Below are 20745 nucleotides of genomic sequence, written 5' to 3' on the forward strand. Positions count from 1 at the left end.
CGCTCAGCCGGCGGCAAGCCAGCCCATACGCACGGCGGCCCAGGCAATCGGCGCGGTGAGAAGAATGCTGAGCGCCGTCCGTTCGAACCAGAGGATCATGAGATTGCGGAAGCTGAGCGGGATCGTCGTCGCCAGCACGCACGGGACACCTGGCTGACCGACACCACCGCGCCGTGAACTTCACCCTGACGTCCGCCTCCGTCAGCAGCATCGCCGGCAGGAACATCAAAAGAGAAGCAGGGAGTCCATTAAGTCATTGAAATCTATGGTGGGCGGTACTGGGATTGAACCAGTGACCCCTACGATGTCAACGTAGTGCTCTCCCGCTGAGCTAACCGCCCACTATTGCGCGACGACGGCGGGTCTTGCCGGCGCGGATCGGGGATTTAGCATCGGGTGCGTGGGGGCGCAAGGGTCTGGTGGCGGATTTTTGCCGGCCGCGCCGTCAGGCGGACAGGAGGCGGTCGACCTGGTCCACCAGATCGCGCAGATGGAAGGGCTTGGAGAGGATCTGCGCCCTGGGTCCCACATGGTAGCGGTGCTTCATCGCGATCGCGGCGAAACCGGTGATGAACATGATCTTCAGCGTCGGCGCCACCTCCGCCGCCCGGCGGGCCAGTTCGATCCCGTCCATGCCGGGCATCACGATGTCGGCGAGCAGCAGATCATGCCTGCCCTCGCGAACGACGGCGTAGGCCTTCTCCCCATCCTCCACCGCTTCCACCGCATGTCCGGCGCGGGTCAGGGCCGCGGCCAGGAACTGCCGCATGGACGCATCGTCTTCGGCCAGCAATATGCGCGCCATGGATACCCGTTTCGCTTGCTTTCGGCCTCCCCGACGGCGACGGCCTGTCACGCGTAAGATGGGACAAGCCGAGGGCGATGGCAAACGCCCCGGCGCCGCCGGATGACAGAGGATCGGAATCGGGATAAGAGAACATCATGGACTGCCGCGCGACGAGCGATAACAGCATCGACCGGGTGCTGGAGATATTGGCGCCGGACGGCCAGACGCTGCCGGTCGTGCTCGCCTCGCCCCATAGCGGCCGCCGCTATCCCGAAGATCTGCTGGCCAGCAGCCGGCTGGACCCGCACACCCTCCGGAAATCCGAGGACGGCTTCGTCGACGAGATATTCGAGCTGGCGCCGGCCCATGGCGCGCCGCTGCTGAAGGCGCTGTTCCCGCGCGCCTATCTGGACGTCAACCGGGAAGCGTTCGAGCTGGATCCGGAGATGTTCGAGGATCCCCTGCCAGCCTACGTGAATACGAGATCGCCCCGGGTGGCGGCCGGGCTGGGAACCATCGCGCGGGTCGTCGCCCACGGGCAGGAAATCTATTCCCGCCAGCTGAGCTTCGCGGAGGCGCAATCCCGCATCGACCGGTTCTACCACCCCTATCACGCCGCGCTGAAGCGGCTGATCGACGATACGAAACGGCGGTTCGGCGCCTGCCTGGTGATCGACTGCCATTCCATGCCGTCCGTTGGCGGCCTTCCCGGCGACCGTCGCGTGGCGCCGGATTTCGTGCTGGGCGATTGCCATGGCAGCGCCTGCACCGCCGCCGTCACCGATGCCGCGGAGCGGTGGCTGGCGGACCGCGGCTACCGGGTCAGCCGCAACGCCCCCTATGCCGGCGGCTTCACCACCCGGCATTACGGCCGCCCCCGCGCGGGCGTTCACGCGCTACAGATCGAGATCAACCGCTCGCTCTACATGGACGAGGCGACGATGACCCGGAAGCCGTTCCTGGACGATCTGGCCCAGCAGATGGCCTGGCTGGTCGACCGGCTGGGCCGGGTGGATCTGGCGGCGCTGGCCGCCGTCTGAATTTTCCACCACCGAAGCCCTTCCCGTCCGACTTGAACGCGGGTCGGGAGAGGTTCACGCTCGACGGCAACGATCCACCGACGTGGAGGATGCCCGAGATGGCACAGTCGCAAAGGCATATGCCGGGGCGTGCGCCGGAGCCGCGCGCCGATTTCACCATCGATCAGGATTGGGAAGCCTATAGCGCCGAGGAGCATGGCGTCTGGCGCACCCTCTATCACCGGCAGGCCGACCTGCTGAAGGACCGGGCGACGCCGGAATTCGTCCACGGCCTCGACGGCCTGGCCATCGCCGCCGACGGCGTTCCGGACTTCCGCAGGCTGAACGAGGCGCTGGGCCGGGCCACCGGCTGGCGGATCGTCGCCGTCTCAGGCCTGGTGCCCGACGCCATCTTCTTCGACCATCTGGCCAACCGCCGTTTCCCCGCCACCTGCTTCATCTGCAAGCCGGAGGAGATGGACTATCTCGAGGAGCCAGATGTCTTCCACGACGTGTTCGGCCACGTTCCGCTGCTGATGAACCCGATCTTCGCCGATTATATGCAGGCTTACGGTCAAGGCGGGCTGAAGGCGCTGAAGCAGGACAGCCTGCACCATCTGGCGCGGCTCTACTGGTATACGGTGGAGTTCGGGCTGATCCGGAACGGCGACGGCCTGCGCATCTATGGCGCGGGCATCCTCTCCTCCAAAGGGGAGAGCGTCTATTCGATGGACGACCCGAAGCCCAACAGGATCGGCTTCGACCTGATGCGGGTGATGCGCACCGACTACAGGATCGACAGCTTCCAGGAGACCTACTTCGTCATCGACAGCTTCGAGGAGCTGTTCGAGGCCACCGCGCCTGATTTCACGCCCTTCTACGCGCGTCTGAAGGAAATGGCGGATCTGGAGCCGGCGACGGTGCTGCCGTCCGACCGGCTGCTGCACAAGGGCTACGACGCCTGATCCGGTGTCCCGGCGGGGATCGGGCAAAAAAATTGGGCTGCCCGAACGAGCAGCCCAAGTTTAGGGAGGAAACGCCCAAGAAGTGCGTTTACGACAGAGGCATCAACTGCATGTCGCACTGCACAATATGCGCGCCTTGCATCCATTGTTCAAGGGAAAAATGACTCCGCCTTGGAAATTCATGATCTTAGTTGCTGAAGGCAATCCGCCAGCCGATATACTAGACGCGCCTATCATGCTGCAATGCACATAAGCGGTTTTGTCGCGCCGGATCGTCCCTGTTCAAAAACGGCCGGGGCGAAGGTATGGTTGTCGCCCCTCTCCCTGGCCCGAATCCGAGTATCGCCCTTGTCCCAGGCCCCCGCCGATTTGGCGACGCTGCCCCCGCCCGACCGGCCCATCGCGCTTTTCCTGGATGTCGACGGCACGCTGATCGATATCGCCAGCCATCCCGAAGCCGTCCATGTGCCCGAAACGCTGCCGCCGCTCCTCCGATCCCTGGACGCACGGCTGGACGGCGCGGTGGCGCTGGTGTCCGGCCGGGCGATCGGGGATCTGGACCGGCTACTGGCGCCGGCGCGCCTGACCGCCGGCGGCCAGCACGGGCTGGAGATCCGCACGCCCGACGGAACGATCAGGCACCACGAGATGGATATAGAGGCGCTGGACGCCATCGGAAGCGCGCTGCGCGCTTCCGCCGCATCCCTGCCCGGCGTCCGGCTGGAGCCGAAGGGCATGGCCCTGGCGGTCCATTACCGCGCCGCGCCCGAGCTGGAGGCGGCCGTCCGGCGCGCGATCGCCGACGCGCTGACCGGACATGAGACCGCCTTTCACGTTCAGGAAGGAAAGATGGTGCTGGAGATCAAGCCGATCGGCGTCAGCAAGGCCGATGTGGTGGACCATCTGATGGTGCTGCCGCCCTTCGCCGGCCGCTTTCCCATCTTCATCGGCGACGACGCGACGGACGAGCACGGCTTCGCCGCGGCCCGCCGGCTGGGCGGTACATCGATCCAGGTCGGCGACCGGACCCCCACCGTCGCCGCCTACCGGACGCCGACGGTGGAGAGCCTGCATGGCTGGCTGCGCGCGCTGGCCGAGTCCCCAATCACAGAGGCTGTCCGATGAAGATCCCTTCCCCGCCGAGCCTGGAACTGGCCCCGATCGGCAATTGCAGCATCGCGGCGCTGGTCGACGCCGACGCGCGCATCCTCTGGTCGTGCTTCCCGCGCCTGGACGGCGATCCGGTGTTCTGCGCGATGATGAACGGTCTGGAAGGCGGCGCGGCGCCGGAGGAGGATGGCGGCTTTGCCGATATCCTGATCGATGATTTCGAACGGTCCGAACAGCATTACCGCCGGAATTCCGCGGTGCTGGTGACGACCCTGCACGACGCCCACGGCCAGGCGGTGGAGATCATCGATTTCGCGCCCCGCTTCCGCCATCTGGGCCGTTATCACCGGCCGACGACGCTGATCCGGATCATAAGGCCCGCCGCCGGCACGCCCCGGCTGAAGATCCGCATGCGTCCCAGGCACAGCTACGGGGCCGGCGTCCCGGAGACGACACGGGGCAGCAACCATATCCGCTATGTCGGGCCGGACCGCGCGCTCAGGCTGACGACGGACGCGCCGATCTCCTACGTGCTGGAGGAGACGCAGTTCGTCCTGGAGCATCCGCTGCACCTGATCTTCGGCGCGGACGAAAGCCTGACGGCGCCGATCGCGGCGACGGCGGAGCATTTCCTGGAGCAGACGGACGCCTATTGGCGAGAATTCGTCCGCTATCTGGCGCTGCCCTACGAATGGCAGGACGCGGTCATCCGCGCCGCGATCACGCTCAAGCTCTGTTCCTACGAGGAGACGGGCGCGATCGTCGCCGCGCTGACCACTTCGGTGCCGGAGGCGCCGCATTCCCTGCGCAATTGGGACTACCGCTTCTGCTGGCTGCGCGACGCCTATTTCGTGGTCCTTGCGCTGAACCGGCTGGGCGCGACGCAGACGATGGAGAGCTACCTCCACTACATCACCGATGTCGTCGCCAGTTCCGACAATGGCTATCTCCAGCCCCTCTTCTCCATCAGCCTGAAGGCGAACCTGAAGGAGTACGAGGTGGAGGGCCTGCGCGGCTACCGCGGCATGGGTCCTGTCCGCGTCGGCAACGGCGCGCACACCCAGGTCCAGAACGACAGCTACGGCGCGGTCGTCCTGGCGTCGGCCCAGGCTTTCTTCGACCGCCGGCTGGAGCAGCCGGGCACGGAAAGCCTCTATGAGCGGCTGGAACTTCTGGGCGAACAGGCTGTTCAACTCTGGAACAAGCCAGATGCCGGCCTTTGGGAATTCCGGAACAGAGAACACGTTCACACCTTCTCGGCCGTCATGTGCTGGGCGGCGTGCGATCGGCTGTCCAAGATCGGCGGCGCGCTGGGGCTCGATGAGCGGGCCGTCCGCTGGCGGCGGGAAGCCGACACGATGCGGAAGGTCATTTTGGAAGAAGCCTACGACAAGGATCGCGGCACCTTCGTCGACGCCTTCGGCGGAAACAATCTGGACGCCTCCCTGCTGCTTCTGCATGAGTTGGGCTTCGTTTCGCCCGATGACCCCATGTTCCTCGGCACGGTCCGGGCAGTGGAGGAACATCTCCTCTTCGGCGACCATCTGAAGCGCTACCACGCCGCCGACGATTTCGGCGTGCCGGAGGTCGCCTTCACCGTCTGCACCTTCTGGTATGTCGACGCGCTGGCCGCCACCGGCCGGCGGGAGGAGGCCCGAGCGCTGTTCGAACGGCTGCTGGCGGCGCGGAACCGGGTAGGCGTCCTCAGCGAGGACATCGATCTCACCGACGGCGCGTTGTGGGGCAATTTTCCCCAGACCTATTCGATGGTCGGGCTGATCAATTCCGCGATGAAGCTCAGCAAGAGTTGGGAGGAAGCATTTTGAGCCGTATCGTCGTCGTCTCCAACCGGGTCGCCCCGATCGCCGAAGGCAAGGCCAGTTCCGGCGGGCTGGCGGTGGCGGTGCTGGCGGCGCTGCGGAAATCCGGAGGCATCTGGTTCGGCTGGAGCGGCAACGTGACGGAATCCCCTTCCGCGCAGCCCACGATCTCGGAATCCGGGAAGCTCACCTCGGCGACGGTCGACCTGACACAGCGCGACTATGAGGAATATTACAACGGCTTCGCCAATTCGACCCTCTGGCCGCTGTTCCACTATCGGCTGGACCTGACCGAATTCTCCCGCCGGACCTATGCCGGCTATCATAGGGTCAACAGTCTGTTCGCCAGCCGGCTCGCGCCGATGCTGCGCGAGGACGACATGGTCTGGGTCCATGACTACCATCTGATCCCGTTCGGGGAGCAGTTGCGCCAGATGGGTCACCGGCAGCGCATGGGCTTCTATCTGCACACGCCCTGGCCGGTGCCGGAGATCCTGGTCGCGCTGCCGAACCATGAGACGCTGGTCAGGTCGCTGTGCGCCTACGACGTGGTCGGGTTCCAGACCGAGCGGGATCGCGCGGCCTTCATCTCCTATCTGCTTCAGGAGGCCGGGGCGGAGATCCGGGAGGACGGGCTGGTCAGCGCCTATGGACGCACCATCCGCGTCCAGGCCTTTCCCATCTCCATAGAGACGCCGGACATCGAGAAGCTGGCCGCCGCCGTCGCCGCCAGTCGGCAGGCCGAAAGGCTGCGCGACAGCCTGAAGGACCGCGACCTGATCATCGGCGTCGACAGGCTGGACTATTCCAAGGGCCTGCCGCAGCGCTTCCAGGCGTTCAACGATCTTCTGGAGCACTATCCGGACAATCGCGGCGGCGTGATCTTCATGCAGGTCGCCCCGCCCACGCGGACGGAGGTGCCGGAATATACCGACATCAGGCGGGAACTGGAGACGCTGGCTGGCCACATCAACGGCCTGTTCGCGGAGTTCGACTGGGTGCCGATCCGCTACCTGAACCGGAGCTTCGCCCGGCGCACGCTACTGGGTTTCTACCGGTCGGCGCGCATCGGGCTGGTCACGCCGCTGCGGGACGGCATGAACCTCGTCGCCAAGGAGTATGTGGCGGCGCAGGACCCTGAGGATCCGGGCGTTCTGGTGCTCTCCCGCTTCGCCGGCGCGGCGCCGGAGCTGAGCGGCGGAGCCCTGATCGTCAATCCCTATGATGTCGAGGGGGTGGCCGAAAGCCTGCAGCGCGGCCTGACCATGCCGCTGGACGAAAGGCGGGAACGCCACCAGGCGATGATGAGCGTGCTGCGCGAGTGCGACATCGGCCATTGGCGGGAACGTTTCGTTGACGCGCTCTCCAGCGCCCCCTATTCCGGTTGACGCCCCCTGCAATCGTCGCGCCCGGCCCCGACACCATGCCCGACCAGCCTCCTTCCCTGCTTGCCGACCTCGGCGCCACCAACGCCCGCTTCGCGCTGGTCGACGCTCGCGGCGTGCGGTCGGTGGAGATCCTGCGCGGCGCGGACTATCCCTCGCTGGAGGCGGCAGCCCGGGCCTATCTTGAGAAGGTGAAGCCCGAACGGCCGCCCCATCGCGCGGCGATCGCCGTGGCGGGGCCCGTCACCGGCGACCGCTTCACCCTGACCAACCTCGCCTGGACCTTCACAACCGAGGGCTTGCGCGACGCGCTGGGGCTGGACCGGCTGAAGGTGGTCAACGACTTCACCGCCGTGGCCTTGTCGGTGCCTCACCTGACCGATGTCGACCGGCTGCAGATCGGCGGCGGCAGGGCTGAGCCGGGCGCGGTGATCGGTATCGTGGGGCCAGGCACCGGCCTCGGCGTCTCAGGCCTGATCCCGTCGGCCGATCGGTGGATCCCGCTGGCGGCGGAGGGCGGGCACGTCACCATGGCGGCGGTGACGGACCGCGAAGGGAAGGTGATGCAGCGCCTGCGCCAGCGCTATCAGCATGTCTCCGCCGAACGGGTGCTGTCGGGCATGGGCCTCGCCAACATCTATGAGAGCCTGTGCGCCATCGACGGCATCGAGGACGCGGTGATGCGGGAGCCCAAGGACGTCACCGAGGCCGCGCTGGCAAAATCCGACCCGATCTGTATCGAGGCTGTGGAGATGTTCTGCGCCATGCTGGGCACGGTCGCCGGCAATCTGGCGCTGACCCTGGGCAGCCATGGCGGCATATATGTCGCGGGCGGCATCGTGCCGAAGCTGGGGACTGTCTTCGCCGAATCCGGCTTCCGCGCCCGCTTCGAAGCCAAGGGCCGCCTGCGCCCCTTCCTGGAGGGCATCCCGACCTACATCGTGACGCACCCCCTCCCCGCCTTCCTGGGGCTGAAGTCCGTGCTGGACGTATAGTTTTCCCTGCCGGTCACTTGTTGTTTTTGGTCATTCCCGACTTGATCGGGAATCCAGGGGCCGCGCCGTTTCGGCTCTCTCCACCCAATGAGGATGCCTCCAGCGGCAAGGCGCCTGGATGCCGGATCGGGGTCCGGCATGACGTTTTTGGCGGGAGAATGCGCCTTTCTTCCTCACCTTGAGCCTGTTGAAAGGTGCGAGGCACACATGGTTCGACTGGTTCACCATGAGGAGTTGCGCGAGCCGTTTCTGCTGGTCGTTTCCGATGAAGTTCGCCCGGCGTCGACACCGTATGGATGCTGGATCAAGTCCAGCATGACATTGTTTTTGTTATCATTTCCGATCAAGTCGGGAATGACGGTAAGGAAGGATCACGCCACCAGTTCGAACCGGTCGACATCGACCAGCCCGCGATCGGTGATCTTGAGGTGGGGGATGACCGGCAGGGGCAGGAAGGCCAGTTGCAGGAAAGGTTCGGCCAGCGGGCAGCCCATGGCGCGGACGGCCTGCCGCAGGGCGATCAGACCGGTTTCCACCGTCTCGAAATCCTCCAGGCTCATCAGCCCCGCCAGCGGCAGCGCCAGTTCGCCGACGATTTTCCCGGCGCGGGTGGCGACGAATCCTCCCTGAAGCTCGATCAGCCGGTTGACCGCCAGCGCCATGTCCTCGTCAGTCGCGCCGACGACGCAGAGATTGTGGCTGTCATGGCCGACGGAGGAGGCGAGCGCGCCCTCACGGATGCCGAAGCCCTTCACGAAACCGCGCCCGATATTCCCGTTGACGCCATGCCGCTCCAGCACCGCGATCTTCAGGATGTCGGCGTCGATGTCGGGTTCCCGGCAGCCATCGCGGTAAGGCAGGGAGGCGGTTAGCGATTCGGTCAGGATCTTGCCTGGGATCACGCCGATGACCGGCCCCGTCGGCCCCGGCGCGGGAACCTTGAAATCTGCCGGCCCGACGGGAGCGCGCCTGATCGAATCCGCGCCCACCGGCGCGATGCGGCGGAGGCCGCCGAAGCTTTCTGGCGTCGCCAGCCGCCCCGCCTGGATGACGCTGGCGACAGCGCAGCTTTCCAGATCGTCCAGCATCACGATGTCGGCGCGGTAGCCCGGCGCGATCAGTCCCCTGTCGGTCAGCCCGAAGCCGCGCGCGGCAGACCAGCTTGCCGCCCGATAGACATGGGCGACCGGCGCGCCCAGCCCGATCGCCTTGCGGATCAGATGGTCCAGATGCCCTTCCTCCGCGATGTCCAGCGGATTGCGGTCGTCGGTGCAGAAGGCGACGAAGGGCGATGTCTCCGCCGAGATGACCCCGGCGAGCGCCTCGACATCCTTCGACACGCTGCCGTCGCGGATCAGGACCTGCATCCCCTTGCGCAGCTTCTCCATCGCCTCGTCCGCGCCGGTCGTCTCATGGCAGTTGCGGACCCGGCAGGAGAGGTAGGCGTTGAGATCCCGGCCGCGCAGCAGCGGCGCGTGGCCGTCGATATGGCCGTCCTGGAAGGCGGCCAGCTTGTCCATCGCTTCGGCATCCTTCGCCAGTACGCCGGGGAAATTCATGAATTCGGCGAGGCCGATCACCTTCGGATGGTCGCGGTGAGGGACCAGATCCTCCGCCAGCAGGCGCGCGCCCGCCGTCTCCAGATGCGTCGCCGGCACGCAGGAGGAAAGCTGGACGCGAAGGTCCATCACCGTCTCCAGCGCGCTGTCGAGGAAATAGCGCAAGCCTTCCACGCCCAGCACGTTGCAGATCTCGTGCGGGTCACAGATCGCCGTCGTCGTGCCGCGCGGCAGGACGCAACGGTCGAACTCCGCCGGCGTCACCAGCGTCGATTCGCAATGGACATGGGTATCGATGAAGCCGGGGACGCAGATCCGGCCGCGCCCGTCGATCTCCCTGACGCCGGCATAGCAATCATCATAGATTCCGACGATGCGGTCGCCGCAGATGGCGATGTCGCTTTCCGCGATCTCCCCGGTCACGACGTTGAGGAAGCGGGTATTCTTGACGACCAGATCGGCTTTCGCCCGCCCCAGCGCCTGATCGATCGCCCGTTCCAGAAACCGCCTCACCTGTATCCTCCCGCCTTCCGATTCCGAAGCGGAGCTTAGCAGATCGGCGGTGGGCGTCTCAGGCCTTCCGGGACGGCGCGAACACCTCATGGGGGGCGGCCAGCCCCCGCAGCTCGTACCGGCCCAGCGGCTCCACCGGCTGGTCGACGCCACAGCCCTCCACGAACGCCTTGGACAAGAGCGGCCGGCGCCGCAGCACCTTGCAGAGCTGTTCCAACCGGCTGGCGACATTGACCGCCGGGCCGATGACGGTGAAGTCCAGCCGGTCGGCCGCGCCGATATTGCCGAACATCACCTCGCCCAGATGGAGAGCGAGCCCGTAATCGAGGATCGGCGCGTCGACGGCCAGCCGCCCCTCATTGACCAGCGCCATCGCCTCCTCCGACGCGTCGGCGGCGGCGAGCGCGCGCCGGCAGGCCTCCCCGGCCGGCTGTCCATCCTCCGCCGGGAACATGGCCAGGATGCCGTCGCCGATGAATTTCAGCACCTGCCCCTGCTGGCTGTGCACCGCCGCCGTCATCGCCTCCAGATAAGCGTTGAGGGCGGCGATCACGCTGTCGCGCGGCAGGGTCTCCGACAGGGTGGTGAAGCCCCTAAGATCGCTGTACCAGATCGCCGAATAGATCGATTCGGCGCTGCCCCGCCTGATCTGGCCGCTGAGGATGCGCGATCCCGCCGCCCGGCCGACATAGGTATCCAGCAAATTGACCGCAGTGGACCGCAGGGAGTGATTCTCCATGTTCCGCGCCAGGACGGGCAGCAAATCGTTCAACTGCGTCAGGTGGGCGGTCGTGAAGCCAGCGGGATGGTTGCTGGTGAAGGACACCGCCGCCCGCTCCCCGTTGGTGAACTCCAGCGGCAGGATGACGTAATCCGTCGCCCCCTGCTCCTTCAGGTCGGTCAGGATGCTGTAGTCGAGCGGCGTTTCCGGACAGATCAGCCGCCGCCGGATACCGGCCGCGCCTTCGTCCACGATCACGCGAATCGGGCTTTCGCGATATTCCGGGCTGTCGATGAGGTCCCACATCCCCTGCATGCGCTCGATCGGCTCTCCCTGCTGCCAGCGGAACGCCTCACCGAAATATTGGGGGTGCAGCGACGGGACGGTGCAGAAGACGCGCCAGAGAGGAACGCCGGCATCGTTCAGCCGGTCGCAGACCTGCTTCAGGAGCCCTTCGATCTCAGGCACCCTCCAGCCTTCCAGGAGGAGCCATTCGATCACCGGCGAGGACGACCACATCGGAAGGTTCGACGGGCCGGCCGGCGGTGTGGCGGGCGGTGGTGCGACGGGCGCGGAATGATCGGGCATGGTTCTGTGCTATATCGGGCGGCGACCGCCAGACGCCATGGGGCAGCGGGAGGAACTTATGCCAGAGTTCGCCGGAATTTACCATCCGGTATAGGATGTATTCTTAAAAAGGATGGAATTCGGTTTTCTCAGCCGTTCACTGACGACGTGCCTCCGCTATCCCCAGAGGACGCTTTCCGGCGGCTGCACCTCCGCGCCGTCGAACCGCAGGCCGGGATCGCGGTCGCGGGCGAGCAGGAGGGGACCGTCCAGATCGACGACTTCCGCGCCCTGGGCCACGAGCGCCGCCGGCGCCATGGCGAGCGAGGTGCCGACCATGCAGCCGACCATCACCTGAAAGCCGGCGGCGCGCGCGGCGGCGCGCAGCTTCAGCGCCTCCGTCAGGCCGCCCGTCTTGTCCAGCTTGATGTTGACCATGGCGTAGCGCCCCGCAAGGCCCGGCAGGGTCGCCGTGTCGTGGCAGCTCTCGTCCGCGCAGAGCGGGATGGGCGAGGTGACGGCACCCAGCGCCTCATCCTCGCCGGCCTTGAGCGGCTGTTCGATCAATTCCACGCCCAGTTCCCGGAAGGACACGCCGAATTCCCGCAGATGGTCGATCGACCAGGCCTCGTTGGCGTCGACGATGATCCGGCTGTCCGGCGCGTTGCGGCGCACGGCCCGCACCCGCTCCAGATCGCCGTCGCCGGTCAGCTTCAGCTTCAGGAGCGGCCGGTGGGACGCCTCCCGCGCCTTCTCCCCCATGCTCTCGACACTGCCGAGGCTGAGGGTATAGGCGGTTGTTACAGGACCCAGCGGCTCCAGCCCCGCCAGCTTCCAGACCGGCGTTCCCGACCGCTTGGCCTCAAGGTCCCACAGCGCGCAATCGACCGCGTTTCGGGCCGCGCCCGCCGGCAGGGCATCCTGCAACGCCGCCCGGTCCATTCCCGCCTCCAGCGCCGCCCGGATGCTTTCGATCTGGGCTGTGACGCTGTCGAGGCTTTCCCCGTAGCGGGCATAGGGTACGCATTCGCCGCGCCCGACCGCGCCGTCCTCTTCCATCGTCACGGTCAGGACCCACGCTTCCGTCCTGCTGCCGCGGGAGATGGTGAAGGTCCCCTGGATCGGCCAGGATTCCCGGGCGATTGAGATTTTCCGCGCCATGATCGTTAGGCCAGCCGGTCGACGATGGCGGCGACCCCGGTGCGTACGGGGTCGACGGCCGGCATCCCGTACGTGTCGGAAAGCTCGCCCAGCGTACGCTTCATCTCCTCTTCCGAAAGGGCCGAGGTATTGCAGGCGAAGCCGATCACCTTGGCGTTCGGGTTGGTCAGCCGCGCGCACCGTTCGGTCAGCGCGATGCAGTCGGCGATGTCCGGCAGCTTGTAGTGTGGCAGGCCGCGCATGTGCGGACGTCCGGGCTCATGGCACATCACCAGCGCGTCCGCCTGCGCGCCGTGCAGCAGCCCCATGGAGACGCCGGCGAAGGAAGCGTGGAACAGCGATCCCTGACCCTCGATCAGATCCCAGTGATCCTCGTCGTTCGCCGGGGACAGCCATTCCGTCGCGCCGGAGATGAAGTCGGAGATCACGGCGTCGACCGAAACGCCCGACCCGGCGATGAAGATGCCGGTCTGGCCGGTGGCGCGGAAATCGGCCTTCCAGCCCCTCGCCCGCATCTCCTTCTCCAGCGCGAGCGACGTGAACATCTTGCCGACGGAGCAGTCGGTGCCGACCGTCAGAAGCCGCTTGCCGGTCCGGGGCGCGCCGCTGCCGACATCGAAATCCTGAGCGGGATGACGAACGTCGAAAAGGTTCCGCCCCAGATCCTTCGCCTTCTGCGCCACTGCCGGCAGCGCTGCCACCTTGTTGTGCAGGCCCGACGCGACATCCATGCCCAGATCAAGCGCCCGCAGGATCGTGTCCTGCCAGTGCGGAGCGATCCTGCCGCCCCGATTGGCGACGCCGATGACCAGCGTCTTCACGCCCTTTTCGGCGGCTTCCTCCAGCGTCATGTTCGGCAGCTTCAGGTCCGCCTTGCATCCTTCCAGCCGCAACTGCCCGAGGCACCAGTCGCGCCGCCATTGCGCGACTCCGTTCGCGGTCTTGGCGGCAAGCTGGTCGGGGGCGTCGCCGAGGAACATCAGATAGGGGTGCTGAATCGCCACGGAAGGAAACTCCTGGGAGAGGGGGGAGCGACAAGGGAACGTAGCCTGGTTCATCCGAATCATGCCCGTTGAAGCGCAAAACACCGACGACCGTTCTAATATCGTCCGCGCCGCGCCTCCGCCTTCTCCGCGTAAGCCCTCAACTGTCCTTGGTAAAGGGCTTTCTCTTCTTCGCTGGGCGCCTGTCCATTTTCCTGGGCCATCGACCCGACATGCCTCCAGTTGGAGACATCAAAGGATAAAGCGCGGAACAGGTCTTCCGGATTCGCGATTTTTGCATCCAGCATCAGGCCTGGGGTGATTACCTGGGCCCAATCGAGCGTTGTAATTGGCTGACTTGAATCTTTCCAAAAGTTAAGTGACGGCAAAAATGAATAGTCGCTCGATCTTGGGCGACCCCCTCCATTTCTCAACATCGGGGGCTCACCGAGGCTTTTCCAATCTATATCGTATGGATTTTTAGAATGCAATTTGCTTATATATCTCTTGTATGCTTGAATATCTATGTTGTTCGGCTTCTTTTTCATTAGCTTAACTAAATTTTTTAACTCGGATTCAGTCATTTTCTTATCGGAAACCCGCAGATCAAAATCATTGGATTCTATCGGCGTGACGTAGTTGACCAATCCCGCGACCTGGTAACAAAGAATCGCGAACATACAGCAGGTGACGCCTCTTCCCGTGAAACTCTCATCGTCGCCCGGGTAGCACATGATTTGACGCCTACGGGCCGCGAACTTGATGGCGCGAAAACAGCCTTGCTCATGAAAAAGCTGCTGCATGAGCACATGCTTTGCGCCTTCATTTCCAAATTTCGAGGTAGTGGAATTACGGAATTTCGTCTTGAGGTCGATCCTGAATTTATCATAGGGCGATTCAAATCTTGCCCAGCGATTCACCTGTCTCAGCGAACGCCGGAGATGTTGCGGCCTCCCTTTCATTCTAAATATCTGTTTAAAAAACGCGCCCCGGAAACTATTCGCCATGATTTTGGTCATGGCCTTTTCAGGATTGTTAACTGCATGAACGGAGGTGCTCGCAAAATGCGAAGAGCCGGTGTAAATCTCGACATGACTAGCAGCAGAACCTTCCATCTTCCAAATGACTATGTCGCCATTTCTAAGATCGGACACTTTCAGGTCATTGCGCATTATCTAATCCCCGCAATAAGAAATAAATTTACGACAACAATGCTATTTCCAGTACGCGGCAAAACATCTTCAACACACATTCCGACAATATGATCGACTCGCTCCCACTACAATCCCCGATCGAAGGATGATTATCCATTGGCTGACGATCCACGAACGGCGGATGCTGCGCTTCGTCCATGCGCTGGAATAGAGCCGGTCAGCGGGCGCGCTTGGGCGGGCCGTCCGCGCCCACCGTGCCGGGATGGGAGACAGGCAGTTCGCCGCCCGTGGCCGGATTCTCGATATGCAGCCGCGCGCCGTCGGGCCAGCGGATCTCGATGCTTTCGACGGAGGTTTCCGTCCCCAGCCCGAAATGCGCCACTGGCTCCATCTGGCAGAGGTAGCCGCTGCCGGCGTCGATGGCGCGGATCATCGTCCGCCCGGCGACACGGCACCTCACCACGGCCCCTCGCGCCGGCGCACCTGAAGACGTCAGCGGCCGGACCCTCAGCCAGCCATGGTTGTTGGGACGCGCCTTGTAGAGCGTCAGGGGCTGCGCGCCGGCCTCGCCATGCGCCACCAGCAGTTCCAGAACGCCGTCGCCGTCGATATCGGCCACCGCCGCGCCGGTGCCCAGACCGCGCGGTTCGGCGGCCGCGCCGATGTCGATCCGCCGCCAGTCGCCATGCCGCCAGCCGAACAGCCGGTTGGGCTGGCCGATATTGTTGAAGAAGATCTCCTCATACCCGTCATTGTCGAAATCGGCCGCGATCACCGTGCGGACGCGGGACGGCAGCGCGTAATCCTCCGGCGCGCCGTCGCGGAACGTCCCGTCCGCGCCCTGGATCATCAGCCGGTGCGGGCCTTCCCAATTGCCGTAGGCCAGATCGAACAGCCCATCGCCATTGGCGTCCAGCGCGGTGACGCCCCTCCCGTGACACTGCCTGTCGCCCAGCCCCAGATCCAGCGCCAGCTCGTCGAACCGGCCCACACCGTCATTGCGGAACAGGAAGTTGGCTCCATTCTCGTTGACCGCGAAGATGTCCATCCGGTCGCTGACGATTGGCAGGCAGGTCAGGCTCCGCCCGCCGGTGATGCCGTTGATCTCCGCCTCCGCCGCGGCGTCGGCCAGCCGGTCGCCGGGGGCCATCTCATAGAGCCGGAAAGGACCGCCGTAATTGGCGACGACGAAGCCGTAGCGCCCGTTGCCGCCGCGATCGATGCAGGCGACCGATCGTCCGGCCGTGATGTTCCGGACGCCCCTGTTCTCCCGCAGATCGAAGAGGTCGCGCCAGCAGCCGCCATGCCATTGGAACAGCCGGTCGCCGAATCGCTTCGGGCCGGCGAAGGTGTCGGTATTGAGGATATAGATCTCCTCCCGCCCATCGCCGTCGATATCGGCGGCGGCCACCCCGATCGACTGCCGCCCGGGATCGGCCAGATCGGCGTCGGCGATGTCGAACAGCGCCTCGCCGTCCCATTTCAGAACCTGGCTGGGGCAGCCGAAGCCGGCGACAATGATCTCGAATGCGCCGTCACGATCGATGTCGGCGACGGCGACGCCGTAGTTGAGCTGCGGCGGGTTCCCCGCGATCTTGGCGGCGATGTCACAGAACATGGTCCGACCTCATCGAACTGCGGTCAGAAGTCCAAGCATCGAAGCATGACGCACTATGGGATCGGCTGACAATGCCCAGCCTCACCTATCTGCGCCGGATCGGACCGAGCGGAGGAACCCCGCCGCGACCGGAACCGTTATCCGATGCAGAAATAGAAGGCGGAGCCGCAAGGGAGGGCGCACATGTCCAATACCACCATCATAATCATCGTGATCGTGTTGATCATCGTCCTGGGCGGCGGCTATTTCGGCTTCCGCTGAGCGTCCTTGACGCCGGTCATGGCCGTCCGTTCCGTAGCTGGTCATCCTTCCGCCGTTCTCTAGTGCGATGGTTTCAACGCCTGGTTCCCAGGCGTTGAAAGCTGAATCGCACTAGATTCGGTAAGTTGGTGTTCCGATTCAGCCGACGGATGGGAACCATCCGTCAGCATCGGAACACTAGGGTGCGTCGATCGGCCTTATACCGCCGATCGTCCGATCTCATATTATCGGCTCACGACCCTTGAACGCCCAGCCACAGCCGGTCTCCCATGAAGAAGCGTGTCGCCCGCATAGCCCTGCTCGCCATCCCGACGCTGATCCTCGCGGCTGGCATCGCCTGGTGGCAGATCCGGAACGCCAGCAGCCCGGGTAATGCGGCGCTGGCGTCGGTCGGCGGGCCGTTCGAACTGGTCGACCAGACGGGCGCGACGGTGACCGAGGAATCCTGGCCCGGCCAGTACAAGTTCATCGCCTTCGGCTTCACCTTCTGCCCGGATGTCTGTCCCACCGAACTGTCGCAGATGGCGGTGACGCTCGACCTGTTGGAGGAAGAAGACGCGGCCAAGGTTCAGCCGATCTTCATCACCATCGATCCGGAACGGGACACGCCGGAGAAGCTGGACGCCTATGTCGGCCTGTTCCACGACCGCTTCGTCGGCCTGACCGGCACGCCGGAACAGGTGGCGGAGGCCGCGAACGCCTACCGGGTCTATTATCAGAAGGTGGAGACCGAAGGCACCGACGACTATCTGATGGACCATTCGGCGTTCATCTATCTGGTCGATCCGGAGGGAACGACGGTGGAGATATTCCCCTACGGCACCTCCGCGGACGACATGGCGGCGACCATCGGAAATCATCTGGACGCCTGACAGGCGCATGCCTGCCCCAGAATCTCCAGGATCGGTGTTTAAGGTGAAAGCAACCGTTTCCGGAGGTGACCTCATGTCCATTCCCGCCCGCGCCGCAATGGCGGCCCTTCTCGCGATCGGCCTTGCAGGTTGCGCCAATTCGCGCGCCCAGCAGGCGGAGATCGCGCGCACGGCGCTGATCGGCATGCCGGAAGAGGTGCTGCTGTCCTGCGCCGGCGTTCCGGACCGCTCACGCAGCGACGGCTACCGGGATTATTTCACCTATGAGAGCGAGCGGCTCTATTCCACACCCAGCGCCAGCGTCGGCGTTTTCGGCGGGACGGGCCATTTCGGCACCGGCATCGGTATCCCGTTCGGAACCGACATCCATTCCGACATGTGCGAGGCGACCTTCACGCTGGAAAACGGAATCGTCTCCAACATCACCTACAACACCGTGCCCGGCATCGGCTCCCGCTACGGCCAGTGCTATTACATCGTCCAGAGCTGCTTGGGCGGCGCGCCCGTCGCCGCGAACTGACACATCCCAACTCGGCGCCGCCATCTCCGATTGTCACCCGACAAGTCCGCGCTTGCGCCGGCGGGTAGCGCCTGAAACGCTGTTCCGTCCCTCCGACGGAAGCAACCACAATGTCAGCGCGCGATATTGCCCTCGCCATCCTGATCACGGCGATCTGGGGTTTCAACTTCGTGATGATCAAGGTGGGGCTGGACGCATTCCCGCCGCTCCTCTTCTCCGCCCTGCGCTTCATGGCCGCTTCGCTGCCTTTCATCTTCTTCGTCGGAAGGCCGGGCGTGCCCTGGCGCTGGATCCTCATCATCGGATTCATGCTGGGGGTGGTGAAGTTCGGCCTGCTATTTGTCGGGATCTACATCGGCATGCCGGCCGGCCTCGCCTCCCTCGTCCTCCAGACGCAGGCCTTCTTCACGGCGATCTTCGCGATCTTCCTGCTGGGCGACCGGCCGCGCCGGACGCAGGTGGCGGGCATGGTCATCGCGTTTGCCGGCGTCGGCCTCATCGCCTCGTCCCTGCCGATCGACGGCGCCTTCGCCGGCCTGACGCTGACGGTTGCCGCGGCGGCAGCCTGGGGCCTGTCCAACATCGCGATGAAGGTCGCGCGCCCGCCCAACATGATGGCGCTGATCGTCTGGGTCAGCCTGGTGCCTCCCCTGCCGCTGCTGGCATTGTCCTGGTGGCTGGAGGGCCCTGAGGCGATGTCGGCGGCGCTGATATCGATCGATCTGATCGGCGCGGGCGCGCTGGCCTATGTCGCCATCGTCGCTACCGTGGTGGGCTTCGGGCTCTGGGGCTATCTGCTGCGGACCTATTCCGCCACGCTGGTCGCGCCCTTCAGCCTGTTGGTCCCGATCTTCGGGATGAGTTCCGCCGCCCTTTTCCTGGGCGAAGAGCTGACGACGGCGAAGCTGATCGCCGCCGCGCTCGTCTTCGCCGGGCTGGCGCTGACCGTCCTGCCCCGTCCCGCGCCGCCGATGGCGGCAAGCGCGGGCGCGGACTGAGCCTCTACCGCGCGAGCGCGGTTTCGCGGATGCGGGTGAGGGTCGTGCGGGTGGTGATCGTCTCCGGATCGATCCGGACCTCGATCAGCCCCGGCTTGCCCGACGCCAGGATGCGTTCGAAGGCCGGCGCGAACTGCTCGGTCTTTTCCACCGTCTCGCCCAGCGCCCCGTAGGACCGCGCCAGGGCCGCGAAATCCGGATTGGAAAGCCCGGTGCCGGAGACGCGGCCGGGATAGTGCGTCTCCTGGTGCATGCGGATGGTGCCGTACATGCCGTTGTTGACGACGATCACGATCACCGGCAGGTCGTGCTGGACCGCCGTCGCCAGCTCCTGCCCGTTCATCATGAAACAGCCGTCGCCGGCGAAGCAGATAGCCGGTCGATCAGGATGGACGGCCTTGGCCGCCACGGCCGCCGGCATCCCATAGCCCATCGCCCCACTGGTTGGGGCAAGCTGGGTGCCGAACCGGCGGAAGCGATGGAAGCGGTGGACCCAGCCGGCATAGTTGCCCGCCCCGTTGGTGATGACCGCATCGGCCGGCAGCTTCTCGCGCAGCCAGCCCATGATCTCGCCCATCTGGACCGCGCCGGGATTGGCGTCGGGACGCTGCCACGCCTCATAGGTCCGGCGCGCCTCCTCCGTCCGGGCGCGCCAGCGGGGCTCAGCAATCGGCTTCATGGCCTCGGCAGCCTCGGCGAAACGGCGGGGCGTGGCGACGATCGGCAGGTCGGCCCGATAGACATGCCCCAGCTCGTCCGCGCCCGGCAGCACATGGACCAGCGTCGCCTCGATCTCCGGCGGCGTCAGCAGCCCGTAGCCGCCCGTCGTCATCTCGCCCAGCCGAGGGCCGACGACGATCAGCAGGTCGGAGTCGCGCACCATCTGCGCCAGCGCCGGGTTTATGGCGATGCCGACATCGCCGGCATAGCAGGGATGGTCGTTGTCGAAATGATCCTGGCGGCGGAACGCGGTGCCGACGGGCAGATGGTTGGCGGCGGCGAACGCCTCCAGCCCCGCCTTGGCGTCCTCATCCCAGCCGCCGCCGCCGACCAGCAGGAAGGGGCGTTCGGCCTTCTCCAGAAGGTCTCGCAGCGCCGCCATGTCCTCAGGGGCCGGCGCCGCCTCGGCCCGCCGGTAGGGCCCGATGTCGGAAGCGGCGCTGGGCGCGGTCAGCATGTCCTCCGGCAGGGCTATCACCACCGGCCCCGGCCGGCCGTTGATTGCGGCGTGGAAGGCGTGGCCCACCATCTCCGGCACCCGGTCGGCATCGTCGATCTGCGCCGCCCACTTGGCGGTGGAGGCAAAGACCTTCCGGACGTCGACCTCCTGGAACGCCTCCCGTTCGAAATCCGCGCGGCCGACCTGCCCCATGAACAGGATCATCGGCGTGGAATCCTGGAAGGCGGTGTGGATCCCGATCGAGGCGTTGAACACGCCCGGCCCCCGCGTCACGAAGCAGATGCCGGGCTTGCCGGTCAGCTTGCCATAGGCTTCGGCCATGTTCGCCGCGCCACCCTCATGCCGGCAGACGATCAGCCTGATCTCCTCCTTCACATCGTGCAGCGCGTCCAGCACCGCCAGGTAGCTCTCCCCCGGCACGCAGAAGATCGTGTCCACCTTGTGGATGCGGAGAGCGTCGACAAGGGCCTGCGCGCCGGTGCGGCGGTTGGGAACGGCGGTCATGGATGTGGAGCCTCTGGTGAAGGTCGGAACATGACCGGCGGTCTAGCACGACC

18 protein-coding genes and 1 tRNA gene are annotated in these 20745 nt (G+C 65.3%); 9 read left to right on the forward strand and 10 right to left on the reverse strand.

The genetic code is table 11. The annotated features are described in order from the left end of the window. Nucleotides 1-3: 3 nt before the first annotated feature. The 3 genes from AAFN89_RS09285 to AAFN89_RS09295 all read right to left on the reverse strand — a co-directional run bounded on the left by AAFN89_RS09285 (nt 4) and on the right by AAFN89_RS09295 (nt 805). The gene (locus tag AAFN89_RS09285; RefSeq protein ID WP_347538311.1) at nt 4-138 is read right to left on the reverse strand and encodes a hypothetical protein; all 135 of its coding nucleotides are present in this window, start codon (nt 136-138) and stop codon (nt 4-6) included. A gap of 128 nt (nt 139-266) precedes the next feature. Further along, nucleotides 267-341: transfer RNA gene (locus AAFN89_RS09290), tRNA-Val, on the reverse strand. Between the two features lie 104 nt (nt 342-445). Continuing rightward, nucleotides 446-805 carry a response regulator gene (locus AAFN89_RS09295; RefSeq protein WP_347538313.1) on the reverse strand — a complete coding sequence of 120 codons (360 nt, stop codon included), beginning with the start codon at nt 803-805 and terminating at the stop codon, nt 446-448. Nucleotides 806-942: 137 nt separating this feature from the next. On the opposite strand from AAFN89_RS09295, the gene AAFN89_RS09300 reads away from it, so the two are divergent. The 6 genes from AAFN89_RS09300 to AAFN89_RS09325 all read left to right on the forward strand — a co-directional run bounded on the left by AAFN89_RS09300 (nt 943) and on the right by AAFN89_RS09325 (nt 8081). Beyond that, the gene (locus AAFN89_RS09300; protein ID WP_347538315.1) at nt 943-1827 is read left to right on the forward strand and encodes an N-formylglutamate amidohydrolase; all 885 of its coding nucleotides are present in this window, start codon (nt 943-945) and stop codon (nt 1825-1827) included. 98 nt (nt 1828-1925) lie between these two features. After that, a complete protein-coding gene (gene phhA, locus AAFN89_RS09305) occupies nt 1926-2771 on the forward strand; it encodes a phenylalanine 4-monooxygenase (protein ID WP_347538317.1) in 846 nt (281 codons plus the stop codon). A 348-nt stretch (nt 2772-3119) separates the two neighbouring features. Then, on the forward strand, nt 3120-3896 hold the full coding sequence (gene otsB, locus AAFN89_RS09310; RefSeq protein ID WP_347538319.1) for a trehalose-phosphatase: 777 nt from the start codon (nt 3120-3122) through the stop codon (nt 3894-3896). After that, nucleotides 3893-5707 carry a glycoside hydrolase family 15 protein gene (locus AAFN89_RS09315; protein WP_347538321.1) on the forward strand — a complete coding sequence of 605 codons (1815 nt, stop codon included), beginning with the start codon at nt 3893-3895 and terminating at the stop codon, nt 5705-5707. Before otsB ends, AAFN89_RS09315 begins: the two co-directional genes overlap by 4 nt. Then, nucleotides 5704-7089: an alpha,alpha-trehalose-phosphate synthase (UDP-forming) gene (gene otsA / locus AAFN89_RS09320; protein ID WP_347538323.1), complete on the forward strand. Its 1386-nt coding sequence runs from the start codon at nt 5704-5706 to the stop codon at nt 7087-7089. Before AAFN89_RS09315 ends, otsA begins: the two co-directional genes overlap by 4 nt. After that, the gene (locus AAFN89_RS09325; RefSeq protein WP_347538325.1) at nt 7086-8081 is read left to right on the forward strand and encodes a glucokinase; all 996 of its coding nucleotides are present in this window, start codon (nt 7086-7088) and stop codon (nt 8079-8081) included. Before otsA ends, AAFN89_RS09325 begins: the two co-directional genes overlap by 4 nt. Before the next feature lie 371 nt (nt 8082-8452). On the opposite strand, the gene ade is transcribed toward AAFN89_RS09325, so the two are convergent. The 6 genes from ade to AAFN89_RS09355 all read right to left on the reverse strand — a co-directional run bounded on the left by ade (nt 8453) and on the right by AAFN89_RS09355 (nt 16357). Next, complete coding sequence (ade, locus tag AAFN89_RS09330) at nt 8453-10153, reverse strand: adenine deaminase (RefSeq protein WP_347538327.1); 1701 nt, start codon at nt 10151-10153, stop codon at nt 8453-8455. Between the two features lie 58 nt (nt 10154-10211). Beyond that, nucleotides 10212-11462, reverse strand: coding sequence for an adenylate/guanylate cyclase domain-containing protein (locus AAFN89_RS09335; RefSeq protein ID WP_347538329.1), 1251 nt, complete (start codon nt 11460-11462; stop codon nt 10212-10214). A 156-nt stretch (nt 11463-11618) separates the two neighbouring features. Next, nucleotides 11619-12602 carry an N-acetyl-D-Glu racemase DgcA gene (gene dgcA / locus AAFN89_RS09340; RefSeq protein WP_347538331.1) on the reverse strand — a complete coding sequence of 328 codons (984 nt, stop codon included), beginning with the start codon at nt 12600-12602 and terminating at the stop codon, nt 11619-11621. A gap of 5 nt (nt 12603-12607) precedes the next feature. After that, complete coding sequence (gene dgcN, locus AAFN89_RS09345; protein WP_347538333.1) at nt 12608-13606, reverse strand: N-acetyltransferase DgcN; 999 nt, start codon at nt 13604-13606, stop codon at nt 12608-12610. A 95-nt stretch (nt 13607-13701) separates the two neighbouring features. Continuing rightward, complete coding sequence (locus AAFN89_RS09350) at nt 13702-14757, reverse strand: hypothetical protein (protein WP_347538335.1); 1056 nt, start codon at nt 14755-14757, stop codon at nt 13702-13704. A gap of 199 nt (nt 14758-14956) precedes the next feature. After that, a complete protein-coding gene (locus AAFN89_RS09355) occupies nt 14957-16357 on the reverse strand; it encodes a CRTAC1 family protein (RefSeq protein ID WP_347538337.1) in 1401 nt (466 codons plus the stop codon). A 530-nt stretch (nt 16358-16887) separates the two neighbouring features. Between AAFN89_RS09355 and AAFN89_RS09360 the strand changes: the two genes are divergently transcribed. The 3 genes from AAFN89_RS09360 to AAFN89_RS09370 all read left to right on the forward strand — a co-directional run bounded on the left by AAFN89_RS09360 (nt 16888) and on the right by AAFN89_RS09370 (nt 19008). Further along, a complete protein-coding gene (locus AAFN89_RS09360; protein ID WP_347538339.1) occupies nt 16888-17490 on the forward strand; it encodes an SCO family protein in 603 nt (200 codons plus the stop codon). Between the two features lie 73 nt (nt 17491-17563). After that, the gene (locus tag AAFN89_RS09365; protein WP_347538341.1) at nt 17564-18010 is read left to right on the forward strand and encodes a hypothetical protein; all 447 of its coding nucleotides are present in this window, start codon (nt 17564-17566) and stop codon (nt 18008-18010) included. A gap of 110 nt (nt 18011-18120) precedes the next feature. Beyond that, a complete protein-coding gene (locus AAFN89_RS09370; protein WP_347538343.1) occupies nt 18121-19008 on the forward strand; it encodes an EamA family transporter in 888 nt (295 codons plus the stop codon). A gap of 4 nt (nt 19009-19012) precedes the next feature. Here AAFN89_RS09370 and AAFN89_RS09375 read toward each other — a convergent pair whose 3' ends face one another. Then, nucleotides 19013-20692, reverse strand: a complete 1680-nt coding sequence (locus tag AAFN89_RS09375) for a thiamine pyrophosphate-binding protein (protein ID WP_347538345.1) — start codon at nt 20690-20692, stop codon at nt 19013-19015. Between the last annotated feature and the right edge of the window lie 53 nt (nt 20693-20745).

It is taken from the genome of Inquilinus sp. CAU 1745, from assembly GCF_039839375.1.
Taxonomy (GTDB): domain Bacteria; phylum Pseudomonadota; class Alphaproteobacteria; order DSM-16000; family Inquilinaceae; genus JBDOQU01.